Raw genomic sequence first — 16,140 nt, forward strand, 5'->3', positions numbered from 1 at the left:
GCCACAGCTGACATCCGGCAACCGTCCGCGCTCCCACGCGAACCGCGAAACGATCTCGGCGCCAACGGAACCGGCCAAGGCCGGATCCGTCAGGTGATTTCACGGACCGCGACGGAAGGCAGCGACGTGCCCCAGCGCCATGTCCACGGCGAGCTCGACAGGTCGCGCGCTGCGCATCGTCTGCGCCATCAGGAGTCCGCCTTGCAGCGCACTCATGATGGCCAATGCGAGCTCGGCAGGGTCGGCAGCTGCGGAGAGTTCGCCGCTGTCGCGCATCGTCGCCAAACCCGCGGACAGATATGACTGCCACTCGGCGAAGGCTTGCGCAAGCTCCCGGCGCGCCGAATCCGACCGCTCGGCAAGCTCACCCACGAGCGAGCCCAACGGACAACCCCCGACGCCTTGCGTCGCGCGGGTCATGGCCACGACGTGGTCGCACCACCGCTGCAGACCCTCCCAGGACGACACGTCGCCCAGATTGGGCTGCTGTGCCGCGATGATGTCGCCGAGTTGGGTCTTCACAACCTCGCGGATGAGGGCGTCCTTATTGGCGAAGTAGTGGTATAGCTGCGACTTGCTTGTGCCGGTCGCCGCCATCACGTCGTCCAGACTCGTCCCGGCGACGCCTTGCCCGCGGACGAGCGATGCCGCGGCGGCGACGATGCGGGCCCTGGTCGCGGCACCGCGAGTCGTCAGGCGCCCGGCGCCGGGGCGCTCCTCTGATGACATGCGCGAAGTGTAAAGCGGATTGGACTTGATAGTCCATTTTGGCTTCAGCACAATTTTCGCGTGGACTGCCCGACCCGCGAACAAGGCGACATGCCCCCGCACCGAACCGCTCCCGACGCCGGTCGCGGCGCGGCCCACCCTGCGAGGGAGGAATCATGACGCCGATATCGGATAACAAGGCCGTGAAATATAACTCGATGTTCCTGGGTTCGACGATGTTCTTGTTTGGGTTCTTGAAGTTCTTCGACCCATTTCGTTCGTGGTTCGACGTCCAGATCACCAAAAGCGGGCTGCCGCGACTCTGCATCCCCATGGGTATCGCCGGGGAGATATCCATCGGGCTGGGCCTGCTTTCGGCCGCCCGCGTCGGACGGGAGACCTCGAATCTCGTCGGCCCGATCGCGTCCGCCGCCTCGGCCGGGCTGATCGCCAACATGGCGGGCGCCACCTACGTGCACGTGCACCCGGAGGTGCCCGCCAACGTCCTCCCGCTCAAAATAAAGCCTCCCATCATCCCCCTGGTTTTCATGCTGTTGGCCGCCGTGAATCTCGTTCAGCTTCGTCGAGACCATGGGCAGCGCTCCTGACGGCAGCGCCCATCACAACCCCGTATTACCAACACGGAAATGGATGACCTGTGCCCGACCGAATTCGCCCACCACATCAGACGCTCTTCCAGGCGGCAACCATCGGCAACGTCGCCCTCACCAACCGGGTCGCGCTGGCGCCCATGACGCGAGTGAGCGCGACGGCCGACGGCGTGCCCACCGACCGGATCGCGTCCTACTACCGCATTTTCGCCGAGGGCGGCTTCGCGCTGTTGATCACCGAAGGGCTCTACATCGACGATCAGACCAGCCAGGGGTACCTGTTCCAGCCGGGCATCGCGAACGCGGCTCACACGGCCGGCTGGCGACCGGTCATCCACGGCGTGCACAACTGCGGGGCCAAATTTTTCGCCCAGCTCATGCACGCCGGCAGCCAGTCGCAAGGCAACCCGCACACGCCGATCACCTGGGGGCCGTCCGCAGTTCGGCCGAAAGGCGATCAGCTGCCCATGTACCGGGGTGCGGGTCCGTTCAAGATTCCCCAAGCGATGACCGCCGAGCACATCAACCAAGTCCGCGGGGCGTTCGTGAATGCGGCGCGGCAGGCGCGCGACGCCGGGTTCGACGGCGTGGAGATCCACGGAGCCAACGGCTATCTGCTCGACGAATTTCTCACCGACTATCTGAATACGCGCACCGACGAGTACGGCGGCGATACCGCCGGTCGGGTACGCCTGGCGGCCGAGGTCTGCCACGACGTCGCGTCGGCCGTCGGTGACGACATCGCCGTCGGCATCCGGATCTCCCAGGGAAAGGTCTCCGACAACCACCATCGGTGGGCCGGCGACGAGGAGGACGCGGCCGTTATCTTCGGCACGCTGGGCGAGACCGGCATCGACTACATCCACACCACCGAATATCGCGCGCTGGCACCAGCATTCGCCGGAAGCGACAGCTCGCTCGCGCAGCTGGCAAAGCAATTCAGCAAGCTGCCGGTAATCGCCAACGGCCATCTGGACGACCCGCGCGACGCCGCCGCCATCATCGACTCGGGCGCCGCCGATGTGGTCGCCCTGGCCAAACCGGCGCTTGCCAACCGCGACTGGCCTCATCGAGTCCTACGCGGCAAGCCGTTATCGCCCGACGTGCCAACCGATCTCTTCGGTCCCGTCGCCAACCTCAAAGACTGGGAAGTCGTCGGCGCGGACGACGAACGGGTGCCCGGTGCGAGATGACATGGTCTCGGGCGCGGCGGTTCAGAGGACGGCGTCGGCGAGGCGATCCACCTGGTCGAGCGCCGCGACGCTGGGATGGAACACCAGCCCATCGAAACCGAGGTCGCGGTAGGCGCGCACGGTGGCCGCCGCGTCCTGCGGGGTGGTCACCATGTCGGCGACGTTGAGCGCTGCGTAGTCCGGTTTGAATCCGTAGTAGCGCCGCAGATGCTCCCGGCCGAGCCCGACGGTGTCCTCATCGCCGAACGCGAAGTTCACGCTGGCGTGCAGCCGCGGCTGCCCTGACCGGCCCGCCTCCCGCCACGCCGCGCGTGCCCGATCGGCGAATGACGCCTGATTGCCGTAGTCGCGCAGGGCGCACGGACGGCTGATGAACCCCACCCCATCGCGCGCTCCGCGCGGATCGGCGTCGGCGCGCGGCAGCCGAGTCGTACAGTGAGCGACGATCGTGTCGTATCCACGACGGCTGCGAGGAAATGATGACCGAACGCATCGAGGTTCAGCGCACGATTGCGGCCCCGCCGGCGGACATTTTCGCCGTGCTGTGTGACCCGCAGGGCCACGTCGCGATCGACTCGTCCGGAATGCTTCAGGACGCGGAGGGCGCCCCGGTAAACGGTGTCGGCGACCAATTCGTCGTCCACATGGACCGCGAGGCCTTGAACGATTTTCCGCAATTCGGCAAATATGACGTCACCGTCGACATCAAGGAATTCGAGCGGGACCGCCTGATCGCGTGGACGGTCCTCGGCCAGATTCAGCCGCCGATCGGCCACGTTTACGGCTACGAACTGCACCCGACCGAAGACGGCTCGGCCACCGTGGTCACCTCGTTCTACGACTGGTCGAACATCGACCCGAAGTGGCGCGAAGCCGGGATTTTCCCGATTCTATCCGAAGGCGCATTGCGGGCCACCCTGGGCATTCTGGATCGCACGGTCCGGCGCGGTTATCCGCGCGGATAACCGCCTTTCCGGTTTAGCGCATAAAACAGGCCGCGGTTTTATCCCGCATTCGGGCGGGTATCAAGACAGGGCCCCTCACGAAAGGACCTGACATGTTGCATTCGGTGATCCTGGCGAGTTCGGACCCGGTCGCCGCGGGCTTTATCCTCCGCGGCATCAAGGGAATTTTCGTCGCCATCGGCAGCGTCATCGCCGCAATTGTGTGCGGATTAATCGCAATGATGAAGGGACGCAACCCGCTGGGCTGGGGAATTCTCGGGCTGTTTTTCTCGATCCTCACCCTGATCGTCGTCATCGTCATTCCGAGCAAGAAATAGCACTACCGCCCGAGTCGCGAAAGAACTTCGGCGACAACCGAATCGGCGGGCACTGAAACCTGCTCGCCCGTCGCGAGGTCCTTCACCCCGACCGTGCCCGCGTCGATGTCGCGGTCGCCGAGCACGAGCGCAACACGGGCGCCCGAACGGTCGGCCGCGCGCATCGCGCCCTTGAGACCCCGGTCGCCGTAGGCCATGTCGACGCGGGCCCCGCCGGCACGCAGCCGCGCGGCCAGCACCGCCAGCTTCAGCTTGGCCTGCTCGCTCAGCGGCACCCCGAACACCTCGCAGCGCGCGGTCTCCCCCACGCTCTTGCCCTCGGCGCGCAGCGCCAGCAGCGTGCGGTCCACGCCGAGCCCGAACCCGATCCCGGACAGGTCCTGGCCGCCGAGCTCGCGCATCAGGCCGTCGTAGCGGCCGCCGCCGCCGATGCCCGATTGCGCACCCAGCCCGTCGTGCACGAACTCGAAGGTGGTCTTCGTGTAGTAGTCCAGGCCGCGCACCATGCGCGGGTTGATAACGTACGGCACGCCGAGCGCGTCCAGGTGGGCCAGCACGGTGTCGAAGTGCTGCTTGGCGACGTCGGACAGGTGGTCGAGCAACACCGGCGCGCCGGCCGTCATGGCCCGCACCGCGGGGCGCTTGTCGTCGAGCACCCGCAGCGGGTTGATCTCGGCGCGCCTGCGGGTTTCGTCGTCGAGGTCCAGCCCGAACAGGAACTCCTGCAACAGTTCCCGATATTGCGGGCGGCAGCTGTCGTCGCCCAGCGAGGTGATCTCCAGGCGGAACCCGTCGAGCCCCAGCGACCGGAAGCCGGCGTCGGCGACCGCGATCACCTCGGCGTCCAGCGCAGGGTCGTCGACGCCGATCGCCTCCACGCCCACCTGTTGCAGCTGCCGATAGCGGCCAGCCTGCGGACGCTCGTAGCGGAAAAACGGCCCCGCGTAACAGAGTTTGACCGGCAACGCTCCGCGGTCCAGCCCATGCTCGATCACCGCGCGCACCACCCCCGCGGTGCCCTCGGGCCGCAATGTCACCGAGCGGTCGCCGCGGTCGGCGAACGTGTACATCTCCTTGGACACCACGTCGGTGGATTCCCCGACGCCGCGGGCGAACAGCGCGGTGTCCTCGAAGATGGGCAGCTCGATGTCGCCGTAGCCGGCCCGGCGAGCGGCGGTCAGCAACCCGTCGCGCACCGCCACGAACTGGGCCGACTCGGGCGGCACGTAGTCGGGCACCCCCTTGGGCCCGGAAAACGACGAGAACTCGGTCACGGGCTCAGGCCTTCGATGAACGGGTTGAAGCGGCGCTCGGCGCCGATACTGGTGGCGTTGCCGTGCCCGGGCAGCACCACCGTGTCGTCATCGAGCACCAGCAGTTTGGTCACGATCGAGGTCAGCAGGTCGCGGCCGCTGCCGCCGTGCAGGTCGGTGCGCCCCACCGAGCGTTCGAACAGGGTGTCGCCGGTGAACACATAGTCTTTGTCGTCCTTGTCGGACGACACCCGGAAGACCACCGACCCGCGGGTGTGCCCCGGGGTGTGGTCGACGTTGACGGTCACGCTGCCCAGGTCGAGCTTGTCGCCGTCGCGGTCCAGCTCGACGACCTGCTTGGGTTCGCGGAAGAAGGCGCCCGCCACCAGCTGGGCCACCCGCGGGCCCAGGCCGTAGATCGGGTCTTTCAGCATGAACCGGTCCTCGGGGTGGATGAAGGTCGGGCAGCCGTAGGTGTCGGACACCTTCTGCGCCGACCACATGTGGTCGATGTGCCCGTGGGTCAGCAAGACCGCGGCCGGGGTCAGCCGGTTCTCGTCGAGGATGCGCCGCAACGGGCCCATCACCCGTTGCCCCGGATCCACGATGACGGCGTCCGTTCCCGGCCGCTCAGCCAGCACATAGCAGTTGCACTGCAACATGCCGGCGGGAAATCCGGTGATCAACACGGTTCCCAGTTTCCCACGGGCCCCACTTGACACCGGTCGCGGCGCCCACATTAGCCTGAGCTGGCCACCGACGCCTTTTGCGGGCCCCCGACCTACCGACCATGGAGGCATACGGCCGTGCCGACCAACGAACAGCGACGTGCCAACGCCAAGCGCAAGCTCGAACGGCAGCTGGAGCGCCGCGCGAAGCAAGCCAAGATGCGCCGGATCGTGGTGATCGCCGCCGGCTCGCTGGTGGCCGTCGCCGTGGTCGTCGCGGTGGTGCTCGCCGTGATCAACACCAAGCACGAGCACAAGAGCAACAGCGCGGCCAGCTCCACCACCTCGGCCCCCAGCAGCTCCCCGGAGACCACCACGCCCGCCGGGCCGACGCCGCCCGTCCCGCCGTTGCCGGCGTTCAAGCCGTCGGCCGACCTCGGCGCCAACTGCCAGTACCCGGCGTCACCGGAACCGGCCGCCAAGCAGGTCAAGCCGCCGCGCACCGGCAAGGTGCCAACCGACCCGGCCCAGGTGAGCGCCAGCATGGTGACCAACCAGGGCCGGATCGGGCTCATGCTGGCCAACAACGAATCCCCTTGCACGGTAAACAGTTTCGCGAGCCTGATCGGTCAGAAATACTTCGACAACACCAAGTGCCACCGGCTGACCACGTCCGCGGACCTGGGCGTCCTGCAATGCGGTGATCCCAAGGGCGACGGCACCGGCGGCCCGGGCTACCAGTTCGCCAACGAATATCCGACCGACCAGTACCCGCCGAACGACCCGAAGGCGCAGCAGCCCGTCCTCTACCCGCGCGGCACCCTGGCGATGGCCAACGCCGGGCCCGGCACCAACGGCAGCCAGTTCTTCATGGTGTACAAGGACTCCCAGCTGCCGCCCCAGTACACCGTCTTCGGCACCATTCAGCCCGACGGGCTGGCGACGCTGGACAAGATCGCCAAAGCCGGCGTGGCCGGCGGCGGCGAGGATGGCGCCCCGGCCTCCGAAGTCACCATCACCTCGCTGTTGCTCGACTAAAGCCAAGCAGCACAACGCCGATTGGCGAGATCGCGCGACCCGCGGGCGGTCCACCGCTTAAGGTCGTGGCGTGGGGTCAGAATCCTTCGGGCATTACCAATTGCTGGACGTGCTTGGGCGTGGCGGCATGGGCGAGGTGTACCGCGCCTACGACGCCGCCACCGACCGGGTCGTCGCCCTCAAGGTGCTGCCGCCGAACATGGCGGAGGATCAGGAGTTTCAGCAACGATTCCGCCGGGAGGCGCGCATCGCGGCGAGCCTGAACGACCCGCATGTGGTGCCCATCCACAGTTACGGGGAGATCGACGGACGGCTCTATGTCGACATGCGGCTGATCGAGGGCCGCGACCTGTTGCAGTACATCGCCGAAAACGGTGGACGCCTGTCGCCCGAGCGCGCGGTCGCGGTGGTCGAACAGGTGGCCGCGGCGCTCGACAGCGCCCACCAGGCCGGGCTGGTCCATCGCGACATCAAACCGAAGAACATCTTGGTCACCAAGGCGCGGGACTTCGTCTACCTGATCGACTTCGGCATCGCCCGCACGCTGGCCGACACGTCGCTCACGCAGACCGGTCACACGATGGGCACCGTCGCCTACATGGCGCCCGAGCGATTCAGGGGCGCAACGGATCACCGCGCCGACGTGTATTCGTTGGCCTGCGTGCTGCACGAGTGCCTGACCGGCAAGCGCCCCTACGCCGGCGAGAGCCTCGAGGAGCAACTCAACGCGCACCTCAACACGCCGCCGCCGCGGCCGTCGGCAACCGTGGCCGGCGTCTCCCCGGCCCTCGACGCCGTGGTCGCCCGCGGGATGGCCAAAGACGTTGAACAGCGCTATCAGTCGGCGATGGAACTTGCCGAGGCCGCCAGGGGCGCCTTGGCCGCCCCGGCCGGGACCGCGGCATGGAATCCGCCGCAGGCGCCGGCCGCGCCGCCGCCTCCGACCGCCGGGCCGCCCACGCAGGACTACCCCCCGACCGGCCCCAGTCCGGACCCGCAGCCGGCGTATCGCGCCCCCGCCCACTCCCGGCGTCTGCTGCTGGGCATCGTCGGCGCGTCCACGCTGGCGCTGGCCGCAGTGGTGGCGCTGGTCATCGCGCTGGTCACCCAGAACGACGGCTCCGCCAACAGCGCGGCGTCCACCAGCGCGTCCCGCGCCCGGGTGCCCGGCCGGCCGGGATCAACCTCCGGTCCGACCGGGCAGGCCATGGCGACGGTGCCCCCGTTGCCGGCGTTCGCGCCGCCGGCCGATCCGGGCGCCAACTGCCAGTACCCCAGCGCAGCGGACACCATCGTCAAACCCGTCAGCCCACCCCCGTCCGGGAGGGTCTCCACCGAACCCGCGGAAATCCCGGCCACCATCTCCACCAACTTCGGTGACATCGGCATCCAGCTTGCCAACTCCGAATCCCCCTGCGCGGTAAACAGTTTCGTCAGCCTGGCCAAGCAGCAGTTCTTCGACAACACCCAATGCGCCCGGCTGATCAACTCCACCGACGGCGGATCGCTGCTGTGCGGCGGTCCCGAGTCCGACGGCTCCGGCGGCCCCGGCTACCAATTCGCCGACGAGTACCCGACCAACCAATACCCGGCCGGGGACCCCGGCCTCCGGGCGACCGTGCTCTATCCGCGCGGCACCGTGATCATGGCCGTCGACGGGCCGAACACCAACGGCAGCCAGTTCTCCCTCGTTTTCCGGGACTCCGAAATGCAGCCGACGAGCACCGTGCTCGGCACCATCAGCCAGGCCGGTCTTGCGGTCGTGGACAAGGTCGCCGAGGCCGGCATCGCCGGCAATCGGCAGAGCGGCGCCCCCACCAACCCGGTCACCATCAACTCCGTGCGCATCGGCTGACAGGACCCGCGGCGGGGCGCGCGCCCCTTACGCCGCGGATGTCACGCGGTAGACGTCGAAGACGCCTTCGACGTTGCGCACCACGTTGAGCAGGTGGCCCAGGTGTTTGGGGTCGCCCATCTCGAAGGTGAACCGGCTGATCGCCACGCGGTCACCGGAGGTGGTGACCGACGCCGACAGGATGTTGACCTTCTCGTCGGCCAGCACCCGCGTGACGTCGGAGAGCAACCGGTGCCGGTCGAGCGCCTCGACCTGGATGGCCACCAGGAACACCGACGACGGCGACGGCGCCCAGTGCACCTCGATGATCCGCTCGGACTGCTGTTGCAGCGACGCCGCATTGGTGCAGTCGGTGCGGTGCACGCTCACTCCCCCACCGCGCGTGACGAACCCCATGATCTGGTCGCCCGGCACCGGCGTGCAGCACTTGGCCAGCTTGGACAGCACTCCCGGGGCGCCGGGGACCGAGACGCCGACGTCGTCGCTGCTGCGCGGGCGGCGCAGCATGGTCGTCGGCGTGGACCGCTCGGCCAGATCCTCTTCGGCCTGGTCGATCCCGCCGAGCTCGGCGAGCAGCCGCTGCACCACGTGCCGGGCCGACACGTGGCCCTCGCCGATCGCGGTGTAGAGCGCGGACACGTCGGTGTAGTGCAATTCGCGGGCGACCGCCGCCATGGATTCGCCATTGACCAAGCGCTGCAAGGGAAGTCCGCCCCGGCGCACCTCGCGCGCCATCGACTCCTTGCCGGCTTCCAACGCCTCCTCACGCCGCTCCTTGGCGAACCACTGCCGGATCTTCGCCTTGGCGCGCGGCGACACCACGAACTGCTGCCAGTCGCGCGACGGGCCGGCGTTGGGTGCCTTCGACGTGAAGACCTCGACGACCTCGCCGTTTTCCAGCTTGCGCTCCAGCGCCACCAGCCGGCCGTTGACCCGCGCCCCGATGCAGCGGTGACCGACCTCGGTGTGCACGGCGTAGGCGAAGTCCACCGGCGTCGACCCGTTGGGCAGGGTGATCACATCACCCTTGGGGGTGAACACGAAGATCTCTTGCACCGCAAGGTCGTAACGCAACGACTCCAGGAACTCGCCGGGGTCGGCGGCCTCCCGCTGCCAGTCGAGCAGCTGGCGCATCCAGGCCATGTCGTCGATCTCGGCGGCGGCGTGCGGGTGCGGAACGCCGTTGCGGCCCTTGGCTTCCTTGTAGCGCCAGTGCGCGGCGATGCCGTATTCGGCGGTGCGGTGCATGTCCCGGGTGCGGATCTGCACCTCGAGCGGCTTGCCCTCGGGCCCGACGACGGTGGTGTGCAGCGACTGGTAGACGCCGTATCGCGGCTGGGCGATGTAGTCCTTGAACCGGCCCGCCATCGGCTGCCACAGCGAATGCACCACGCCGACAGCGGCATAGCAGTCCCGGATCTCGTCGCACAGGATGCGGATGCCGACCAGGTCGTGGATGTCGTCGAAGTCCCGTCCCTTGACGATCATCTTCTGGTAGATGGACCAGTAGTGCTTGGGCCGCCCCTCCACGACAGCCTTGATCTTCGAGGCGCCCAGGGTGTTGGTGATCTCGGCGCGGACCTTGGCCAGGTAGGTGTCCCGCGACGGGGCGCGGCCGGCGACCAGCCGGACGATCTCGTCGTACTTCTTCGGGTGCAGGATCGCAAACGACAGGTCTTCCAATTCCCACTTGACGCTCGCCATGCCCAGCCGGTGAGCAAGGGGCGCAATGACTTCCAGCGTCTCGCGGGCCTTGCGGGCCTGCTTCTCCGGCGGCAGGAAGCGCATGGTGCGCATGTTGTGCAGCCGGTCGGCGACCTTGATCACCAGCACCCGGGGGTCGCGGGCCATCGCGGTGATCATCTTGCGGATGGTCTCGCCCTCGGCCGCGGTGCCCAGCACCACCCGATCCAGCTTGGTCACGCCGTCGACGAGGTGCGCCACCTCGTCGCCGAACTCCTCGGACATCTGCTCGAGCGTGTAGCCGGTGTCCTCAATGGTGTCGTGCAGCAGCGCGGCCACCAAAGTCGTGGTGTCCATGCCCAATTCGGCGAGGATGTTCGCGACGGCCAGCGGGTGGGTGATGTAGGGGTCGCCGGAGTGGCGCAACTGCGTGGCGTGCCGCTCGTCGGCGACCTCGAACGCGCGCTGCAGCAGCGACAGGTTCGCCTTCGGATAGATCTCGCGGTGCACCGCCACCAGCGGTTCCAGCACCGGGTTGAGCGTGGTGCGCTGGGAGGTCATCCGGCGGGCCAGCCTGGCCCGCACCCGGCGCGACGCGCTGCTGGACGTCTTCAGCGTCTCGGTCGGCTGCTCCGGCGGCTCGGCTGCCTGGGCCGTGACCGCCTCCCCGACCAGCAGGGACTCCGCGACGTCAGTGGGCGCGTCAAGCGCCTGCGCCGCGCTCTTCTCGTCCGCCACGATGTCACCTCCGACCTCGAGGATATCGCGCGGTTGGCCGGCTAGACCCGCCTCAGGCTGTGCACGCGCAGGTCCGCGACCGCCCGACGGCCCCCGAGCGCGGCCAATTCGAGGACCACCGCCGCCGCGATCACCGTGGCGCCGGTGCGTTCCAGCAGCCGAGCGGCCGCGGCCAGGGTGCCCCCGGTGGCCAGCACGTCGTCGATGATCACCACGTGGCGTCCCCGTAAGTCGATGCCGTCCGCGGGGATCTCCAGCGTGGCGCTGCCGTACTCCAGGTCGTAGTGCTCGGCGTGCACCGGCGGGGGCAGCTTTCCGCCCTTGCGGATGGCAAGCACGCCCGTGCGCAGGCGGTCGGCGACGGCCGCCGCGGCCAGGAACCCGCGGGAGTCGATCCCGGCCACCAGGTCGGCGCCGGACGCGATCTCGGCCAGCGCGTCGGTGACCGCCGTCAGCCCCCGCGGGTCGGCGAACAACGGGGTGAGGTCCTTGAACTGGACCCCCGGCTTGGGGAAGTCCGAGACCTCGCGCAGCAGCGAGGCGATGACGTCCGCCACCGACGAGGTCCCGCCGACGCTCGTCACTGCACCAGCGCCCATCGATCCATGTTCCAGCCCGCGCCCCAGCGCGTCGGGTTCTTGCTCACCGCGTACATCTTCTTCGACATCAGGAGCGTGCGTTGCTGCCGGTAGAGGGGCAACGTGGGCATGTCGCCCCACAGTACCGGCGCCGCCTCACCCAGCAGCCGGACGCGTTCGGCGGGGTCGGCCGACACCGCCAGCGCCCCGATGGCGCTGTCGATCTGCGGGTTCGAGTAGCCGGACAGGTTGTTGCCGTTGCCGCTGTGCAGGTCGTAGGCGTCCATCGCCGACGACCCCGTCGACCCGCTGCCGGTGGCGCCGCCGGTGCTGGCCAGCAGCACGTCGATCTTCCCGTCCTTGAGGGCCTGCGGCCCGGAGGTGTCCAGGGCGACGTTGACGACGGTGATACCGGCCGCGGCGCAGGATTTGGTGATCACCCCGACGTTGACCGCGAGCCGCGCGTTGGGCCCCGGATAGCCGATCCGCACCGTCGTCGGCGCGCCGCCGAGCGCGGCGCGGGCGGCGGCGGGGTCGGCCTTGGCGAACTGGGCGGCCTCGGCGGCGCCGTCGCCGGCGGTGGCGGGGTCGTCGGCGGCGGGGTTGAGGCGCGAATTGGCGATCGGCACCCCCGCGTCGCGTGCGAGGGTGTCGCGGGGCGTGCACATCGCGAGCGCGCGCCGGGCCTTGGGCTGCGAGAGCGGACCCTGCGGGGCGAAGATCAGTTGCTCGATGCCGGCCGACGGCGAATCGGCGCGAACGTAGTTGTCCGGGGTTGTCAGCGTTCCCGACGAGCCCGCCGCCACGTCGACGACGTCGACGCTGCGGTTGTTGACACGGTCCTGGATGTCGGGGCCCTGCGGCCACACGGTGATGCGCTTGGTGATGGCCTTGGGACCCCACCAGCGGTCGTTGGCGACGAGCACCACCGCGCCGCCGTCCAGGACGCGTTCGATCTTGTACGGGCCCGACGACGGGAAGTTCTTGAGGTCCAGCCCGGGCTTGAGGTCCCAGATGGTGTTCCACAGCCTGGCGATCTGCTGGACCAGCTGGGTGTTGTTGCTCAGCAGCGCGGCAGTCACGTCGATGTGCAGCTGGTCGGCGATGACGTGCGACGGCATCAGCGTGGTGGCGGTGAACAGCTGGTTGTAGTCGACGACGCCGCGGTCCGGGATGAACGACACCCGGGCCTTCTTCTGCCCGGGCAGGCACTCGACGTTGGCGATGTCGAGGTAGCCGGCCTGGGTGGCGGCGTTGAAGTCCGGGTACCGGCCGGACTGGGCGGCCCACGCCAGCACCAGGTCGTCGCAGGTGACCGGCTTGCCGTCGGAGTACACCGCGTTGTCGGCGATCTGGTAGTCGAGAACCAACGGCGAGCCGCCCACCACCGACACCGTGCCGAAGTCACGGTCGGCGACGGTCTGCCCGTCCGGGCCGTGGTAGCTGAAGCCGGCGAGCGTGCGGGCGAAGGCCTGCGCGCCTGCGGACGCCGCGCCGACGACGGTGTTGGTGTTGTAGGTGACCAGCCGCCCGTCGACCACGTAGTCGATCTGGGAGGCGGCGCTGCCCGAGCACGCGGCCAGCGTGACGGCCGCGACGAGCATTGCGGCCAAACCGATAGCGCCCCCAGCGAGGCGATACCTGGCGGCCATGGCGACTACCGCCGGCCGGCGTTTCGCTTGCCGCTCGGACGCCGGGTCCCGGTCGGGCGCGCCGGGCGCGCGCCGGGCGCCGGCTTGCTCGGTGCGGGCTTGTCGGACGGCGCGGACGCGGTGCTCGCCGTCGACGCCGAGTCGTCCTCGGCGGCCTTCGGCTCCTCCGCGGCCTTGGTCTCCTCCGCGGGTTCGGCGCCGCCCTTGCGGCGGCGCGTGACGCGGCGGGTGTGCGTGCGCACCAGCTCCGTGCGCTCGCGCAGTGTGACCAGCAGCGGGGTGGCGAAGAAGATCGACGAGTAGGTGCCGACGATGATGCCGACCAGCTGGACCAGCGCCAGGTCCTTGAGCGTGCCGACGCCCAACAGCCACACCGCCACCACCATCAGCGCCAGCACCGGCAGCACACCGATCAGGCTGGTGTTGATCGAGCGCATGAATGTCTGGTTGATCGCCAGGTTGGCCTGCTCGGCGAACGTGCGGCGGGTGGTGTGCTGGAAGCCGTGGGTGTTCTCCTCGACCTTGTCGAACACGATCACGGTGTCGTAGAGGGAGAAACCGAGGATCGTCAGCAGGCCGATGACAGTGGCCGGGGTGACTTCGAAACCGACCAGCGAGTACACCCCCGCGGTGACGGTCAGGTCGAAAACCATCGTCGTCAGCGCGGAGACGGCCATGTACCGCTCGTATCGGACCGTGATGTACAGGCTGACCAACGCCAGGAACACCACCAGCGCGATCAGCGCCTTGTTGGTGATCTGGTCACCCCAGGTCTCAGACACCGCCGCGTCGCTGATGGCCTGCTTGCTGGGCTTACCGTCGGCGCCCTTGGGCTGGAAGGCATCGAACAGGGCGTTGCGCAGCTTGGCCGTCTGGTCGTTGGTCAGCGTTTCGGAGCGGATCTGCACGGTCGCGGACCCGCCGTTGCCGACGATCACCACCGACTCCGGATCCCGGCCGATGGTTTTCCTGAAGACGTCGGACACCTGCGACGTCTGGACGGTGCCGCGCGGGAAGGACACCGTGGTGCCACCCTTGAAATCGATGCCGAAGGTGAAGCCCCGCAACAGGATCGACAGTATCGCCACCGCGACGATCGCCCCGCTGATCCCGTACCAGAGGCGGCGGCGGCCGATCACCTCGAACGCGCCGGTGCCGGTGTAAAGCCGCGAGATGAAGCCGTGCCGCGGCTCGCCGGCGCCGCCGTCGGTCAATTGCGCGGCGTCGCCGGTGGACTCGGTGATCTCGGTCGCGTCCTTGGATGCCTTGGAGGCACTCATGGGCTATCCCCGTCCCGTCTTCACTTGCGACGAAGCCCGGCGTTCGCGGGCGACCTGCTGAACGGCCCCCAGGCCGTTGTATGCCGGTTTGGCCAACGTCGGCGACTTGGACGCCAGGTAGATCATCGGCCAGGTGACCAGGAACACCACCACGACGTCGAGGATCGTGGTGAGCCCCAACGTGAAGGCGAATCCCCTCACCTGGCCGATCGCCAGGGCGTACAGCACCGCGGCGGCCAGGAACGTGACGGCGTTGCCCGACACGATCGTCTTGCGGGCCCGCACCCAACCCCGGGGCACCGCCGACCGAAACGATCGGCCCTCGCGGATCTCGTCTTTGATGCGCTCGAAGAACACCACGAACGAGTCCGCCGTCGTGCCGATACCGATGATCAGACCGGCGATACCGGCGAGGTCCAAGGTGTAGTTGATCTGCCGGCCCAGGATCACCAGTATCGCGAAAACCATTGCGCCGGAAGCGATCAACGACAGGGCCGTCAGCAGGCCCAGCACCCGGTAGTACAGCAGCGAATACAGCAACACCAGGACCAGCCCGATGGCACCCGCGATCAGCCCCGCCCGCAACGAGGTCAATCCCAGTGTCGCCGAGACGGTTTGGGCCTCCGACGCTTCGAAGGACAGCGGCAGCGAGCCGTACTTGAGGACGTTGGCCAGCTGCTTGGCGGTCGCGGCCGTGAACGGCGGGTCGCCGCCGGTGATCTGCGTCCGGCCGCCGGGGATGGCTTCCTGGATCATCGGCGCGCTGACGACCTGGGAATCCAGCGTGAAGGCGGTCTGGGTGCCGATGTGGGCGGCGGTGAAGTCGGCCCAGGTGTTGGCGGCCGCCGGCTTGAACTGCACGTCCACCACGTAGCCGATGCCGCGCTGGTTCATCCCCGAGGTGGCGTCCTGAATCTGGTCGCCGCTGATGATCGACGGCGCCAGCAGGTACGCCACCTTGTGGTCGGTCGAGCAGGTCACCAGGGGCAGGTTCGGGTCGTCGTTGCCGGCGAGGATGTCCTCTTTGTCGCAACGGGTCGCCTGGAATTGCAGCGCCAGGAACTGGACGCCCTGGCGGGTGCTCTGCCGCCACTTCTTCTCATCGGCGATGCGATCGGCGAGCTCCTTGCGCGGGTCCGGGGGCGCGGGCTGCTCGGCCGGCGGCACGTCGGCCGGTGGCGCGTTCCCCGCGGGCGCGGGCGGCGGGGCGGGGCTGGGCGTCTCCGGTTCGGAGGTCGTGGTCGACGGCGACAACCTGGTGATCACCGTGCCCGGCAACGACGGCAACGAGGCCCGCAACCTGGGGCAGACCGCTCGTCTCTACATCCGCCCGGTGCTGAACTCGATGCCGGCGCAGGAGCTCCAGCCCAAGCCCGCGCCGCAGGCGCCCCCGCCCGGGCAGGCGCCGCCGCCGGGCCAGCCTGCGCCCGGGCAGGCGCCGCCCCCGGGCCTCGCCCCGCCGCCGGGGCAGGCGCCGCCCGGCCAGCCCGCACCGGCGCAACCCGCACCGCAGGGTGGACGGCCGCCGGCCCAGCCACGGCCGTATCGCGAAAACCATTGCGCCGGAAGCGATCAACGACAGGGCCGTCAGCAGGCCACCC

14 protein-coding genes and 1 pseudogene are annotated in these 16,140 nt (G+C 68.7%); 6 read left to right on the top strand and 9 right to left on the bottom strand.

Features of this window, described 5'->3' with window-relative positions; genetic code table 11:
* Positions 1–99: 99 nt before the first annotated feature.
* Complete coding sequence (locus tag A5701_RS11315) at positions 100–729, bottom strand: TetR/AcrR family transcriptional regulator (protein ID WP_067752740.1); 630 nt, start codon at positions 727–729, stop codon at positions 100–102.
* Between the two features lie 155 nt (positions 730–884).
* Here A5701_RS11315 and A5701_RS11320 point away from each other — a divergent pair, with 155 nt between their 5' ends.
* Both A5701_RS11320 and A5701_RS11325 read left to right on the top strand, forming a co-directional pair.
* Entirely contained in the window at positions 885–1,316 is a 432-nt protein-coding gene (locus A5701_RS11320; protein WP_067752682.1) for a hypothetical protein, read from the top strand.
* 50 nt (positions 1,317–1,366) lie between these two features.
* On the top strand, positions 1,367–2,512 hold the full coding sequence (locus A5701_RS11325) for an NADH:flavin oxidoreductase (RefSeq protein ID WP_197504966.1): 1,146 nt from the start codon (positions 1,367–1,369) through the stop codon (positions 2,510–2,512).
* A 21-nt stretch (positions 2,513–2,533) separates the two neighbouring features.
* Here the strand turns inward: A5701_RS11325 and A5701_RS11330 are convergent, their stop codons facing one another.
* On the bottom strand, positions 2,534–2,893 hold the full coding sequence (locus A5701_RS11330; protein WP_231968707.1) for a hypothetical protein: 360 nt from the start codon (positions 2,891–2,893) through the stop codon (positions 2,534–2,536).
* A gap of 98 nt (positions 2,894–2,991) precedes the next feature.
* Between A5701_RS11330 and A5701_RS11335 the strand changes: the two genes are divergently transcribed.
* Complete coding sequence (locus tag A5701_RS11335; RefSeq protein ID WP_067752746.1) at positions 2,992–3,477, top strand: SRPBCC family protein; 486 nt, start codon at positions 2,992–2,994, stop codon at positions 3,475–3,477.
* A 92-nt stretch (positions 3,478–3,569) separates the two neighbouring features.
* On the top strand, positions 3,570–3,794 hold the full coding sequence (locus A5701_RS11340; RefSeq protein WP_067752684.1) for a deoxyribodipyrimidine photolyase: 225 nt from the start codon (positions 3,570–3,572) through the stop codon (positions 3,792–3,794).
* Between the two features lie 2 nt (positions 3,795–3,796).
* Here the strand turns inward: A5701_RS11340 and hisS are convergent, their stop codons facing one another.
* A complete protein-coding gene (hisS, locus tag A5701_RS11345) occupies positions 3,797–5,068 on the bottom strand; it encodes a histidine--tRNA ligase (protein ID WP_067752690.1) in 1,272 nt (423 codons plus the stop codon).
* Positions 5,065–5,736, bottom strand: a complete 672-nt coding sequence (locus A5701_RS11350) for an MBL fold metallo-hydrolase (RefSeq protein ID WP_067752693.1) — start codon at positions 5,734–5,736, stop codon at positions 5,065–5,067. The genes hisS and A5701_RS11350 overlap by 4 nt, the downstream gene beginning before the upstream one ends.
* A gap of 117 nt (positions 5,737–5,853) precedes the next feature.
* Between A5701_RS11350 and A5701_RS11355 the strand changes: the two genes are divergently transcribed.
* Both A5701_RS11355 and A5701_RS11360 read left to right on the top strand, forming a co-directional pair.
* Positions 5,854–6,753, top strand: coding sequence for a peptidylprolyl isomerase (locus A5701_RS11355; RefSeq protein ID WP_067752697.1), 900 nt, complete (start codon positions 5,854–5,856; stop codon positions 6,751–6,753).
* A gap of 70 nt (positions 6,754–6,823) precedes the next feature.
* Positions 6,824–8,608 carry a protein kinase gene (locus A5701_RS11360; protein WP_067752700.1) on the top strand — a complete coding sequence of 595 codons (1,785 nt, stop codon included), beginning with the start codon at positions 6,824–6,826 and terminating at the stop codon, positions 8,606–8,608.
* 27 nt (positions 8,609–8,635) lie between these two features.
* On the opposite strand, the gene A5701_RS11365 is transcribed toward A5701_RS11360, so the two are convergent.
* The 5 genes and pseudogenes from A5701_RS11365 to secD all read right to left on the bottom strand — a co-directional run.
* Positions 8,636–11,029 carry a bifunctional (p)ppGpp synthetase/guanosine-3',5'-bis(diphosphate) 3'-pyrophosphohydrolase gene (locus A5701_RS11365; RefSeq protein WP_067752703.1) on the bottom strand — a complete coding sequence of 798 codons (2,394 nt, stop codon included), beginning with the start codon at positions 11,027–11,029 and terminating at the stop codon, positions 8,636–8,638.
* Positions 11,030–11,070: 41 nt separating this feature from the next.
* Positions 11,071–11,628 (bottom strand): adenine phosphoribosyltransferase, encoded by a 558-nt coding sequence (locus A5701_RS11370; RefSeq protein WP_067752706.1) that lies wholly within the window; start codon positions 11,626–11,628, stop codon positions 11,071–11,073.
* Complete coding sequence (locus tag A5701_RS11375; protein WP_067752711.1) at positions 11,610–13,259, bottom strand: ABC transporter substrate-binding protein; 1,650 nt, start codon at positions 13,257–13,259, stop codon at positions 11,610–11,612. The genes A5701_RS11370 and A5701_RS11375 overlap by 19 nt, the downstream gene beginning before the upstream one ends.
* A gap of 5 nt (positions 13,260–13,264) precedes the next feature.
* Positions 13,265–14,539: a protein translocase subunit SecF gene (gene secF / locus A5701_RS11380; protein ID WP_067752714.1), complete on the bottom strand. Its 1,275-nt coding sequence runs from the start codon at positions 14,537–14,539 to the stop codon at positions 13,265–13,267.
* Between the two features lie 3 nt (positions 14,540–14,542).
* Positions 14,543–15,978, bottom strand: a pseudogene (gene secD, locus A5701_RS11385) (protein translocase subunit SecD); the annotation flags it as partial.
* Positions 15,979–16,140: the final 162 nt, after the last annotated feature.

It is taken from the genome of Mycobacterium sp. E3305 (genome assembly GCF_001666785.1).
Taxonomy (GTDB): domain Bacteria; phylum Actinomycetota; class Actinomycetes; order Mycobacteriales; family Mycobacteriaceae; genus Mycobacterium.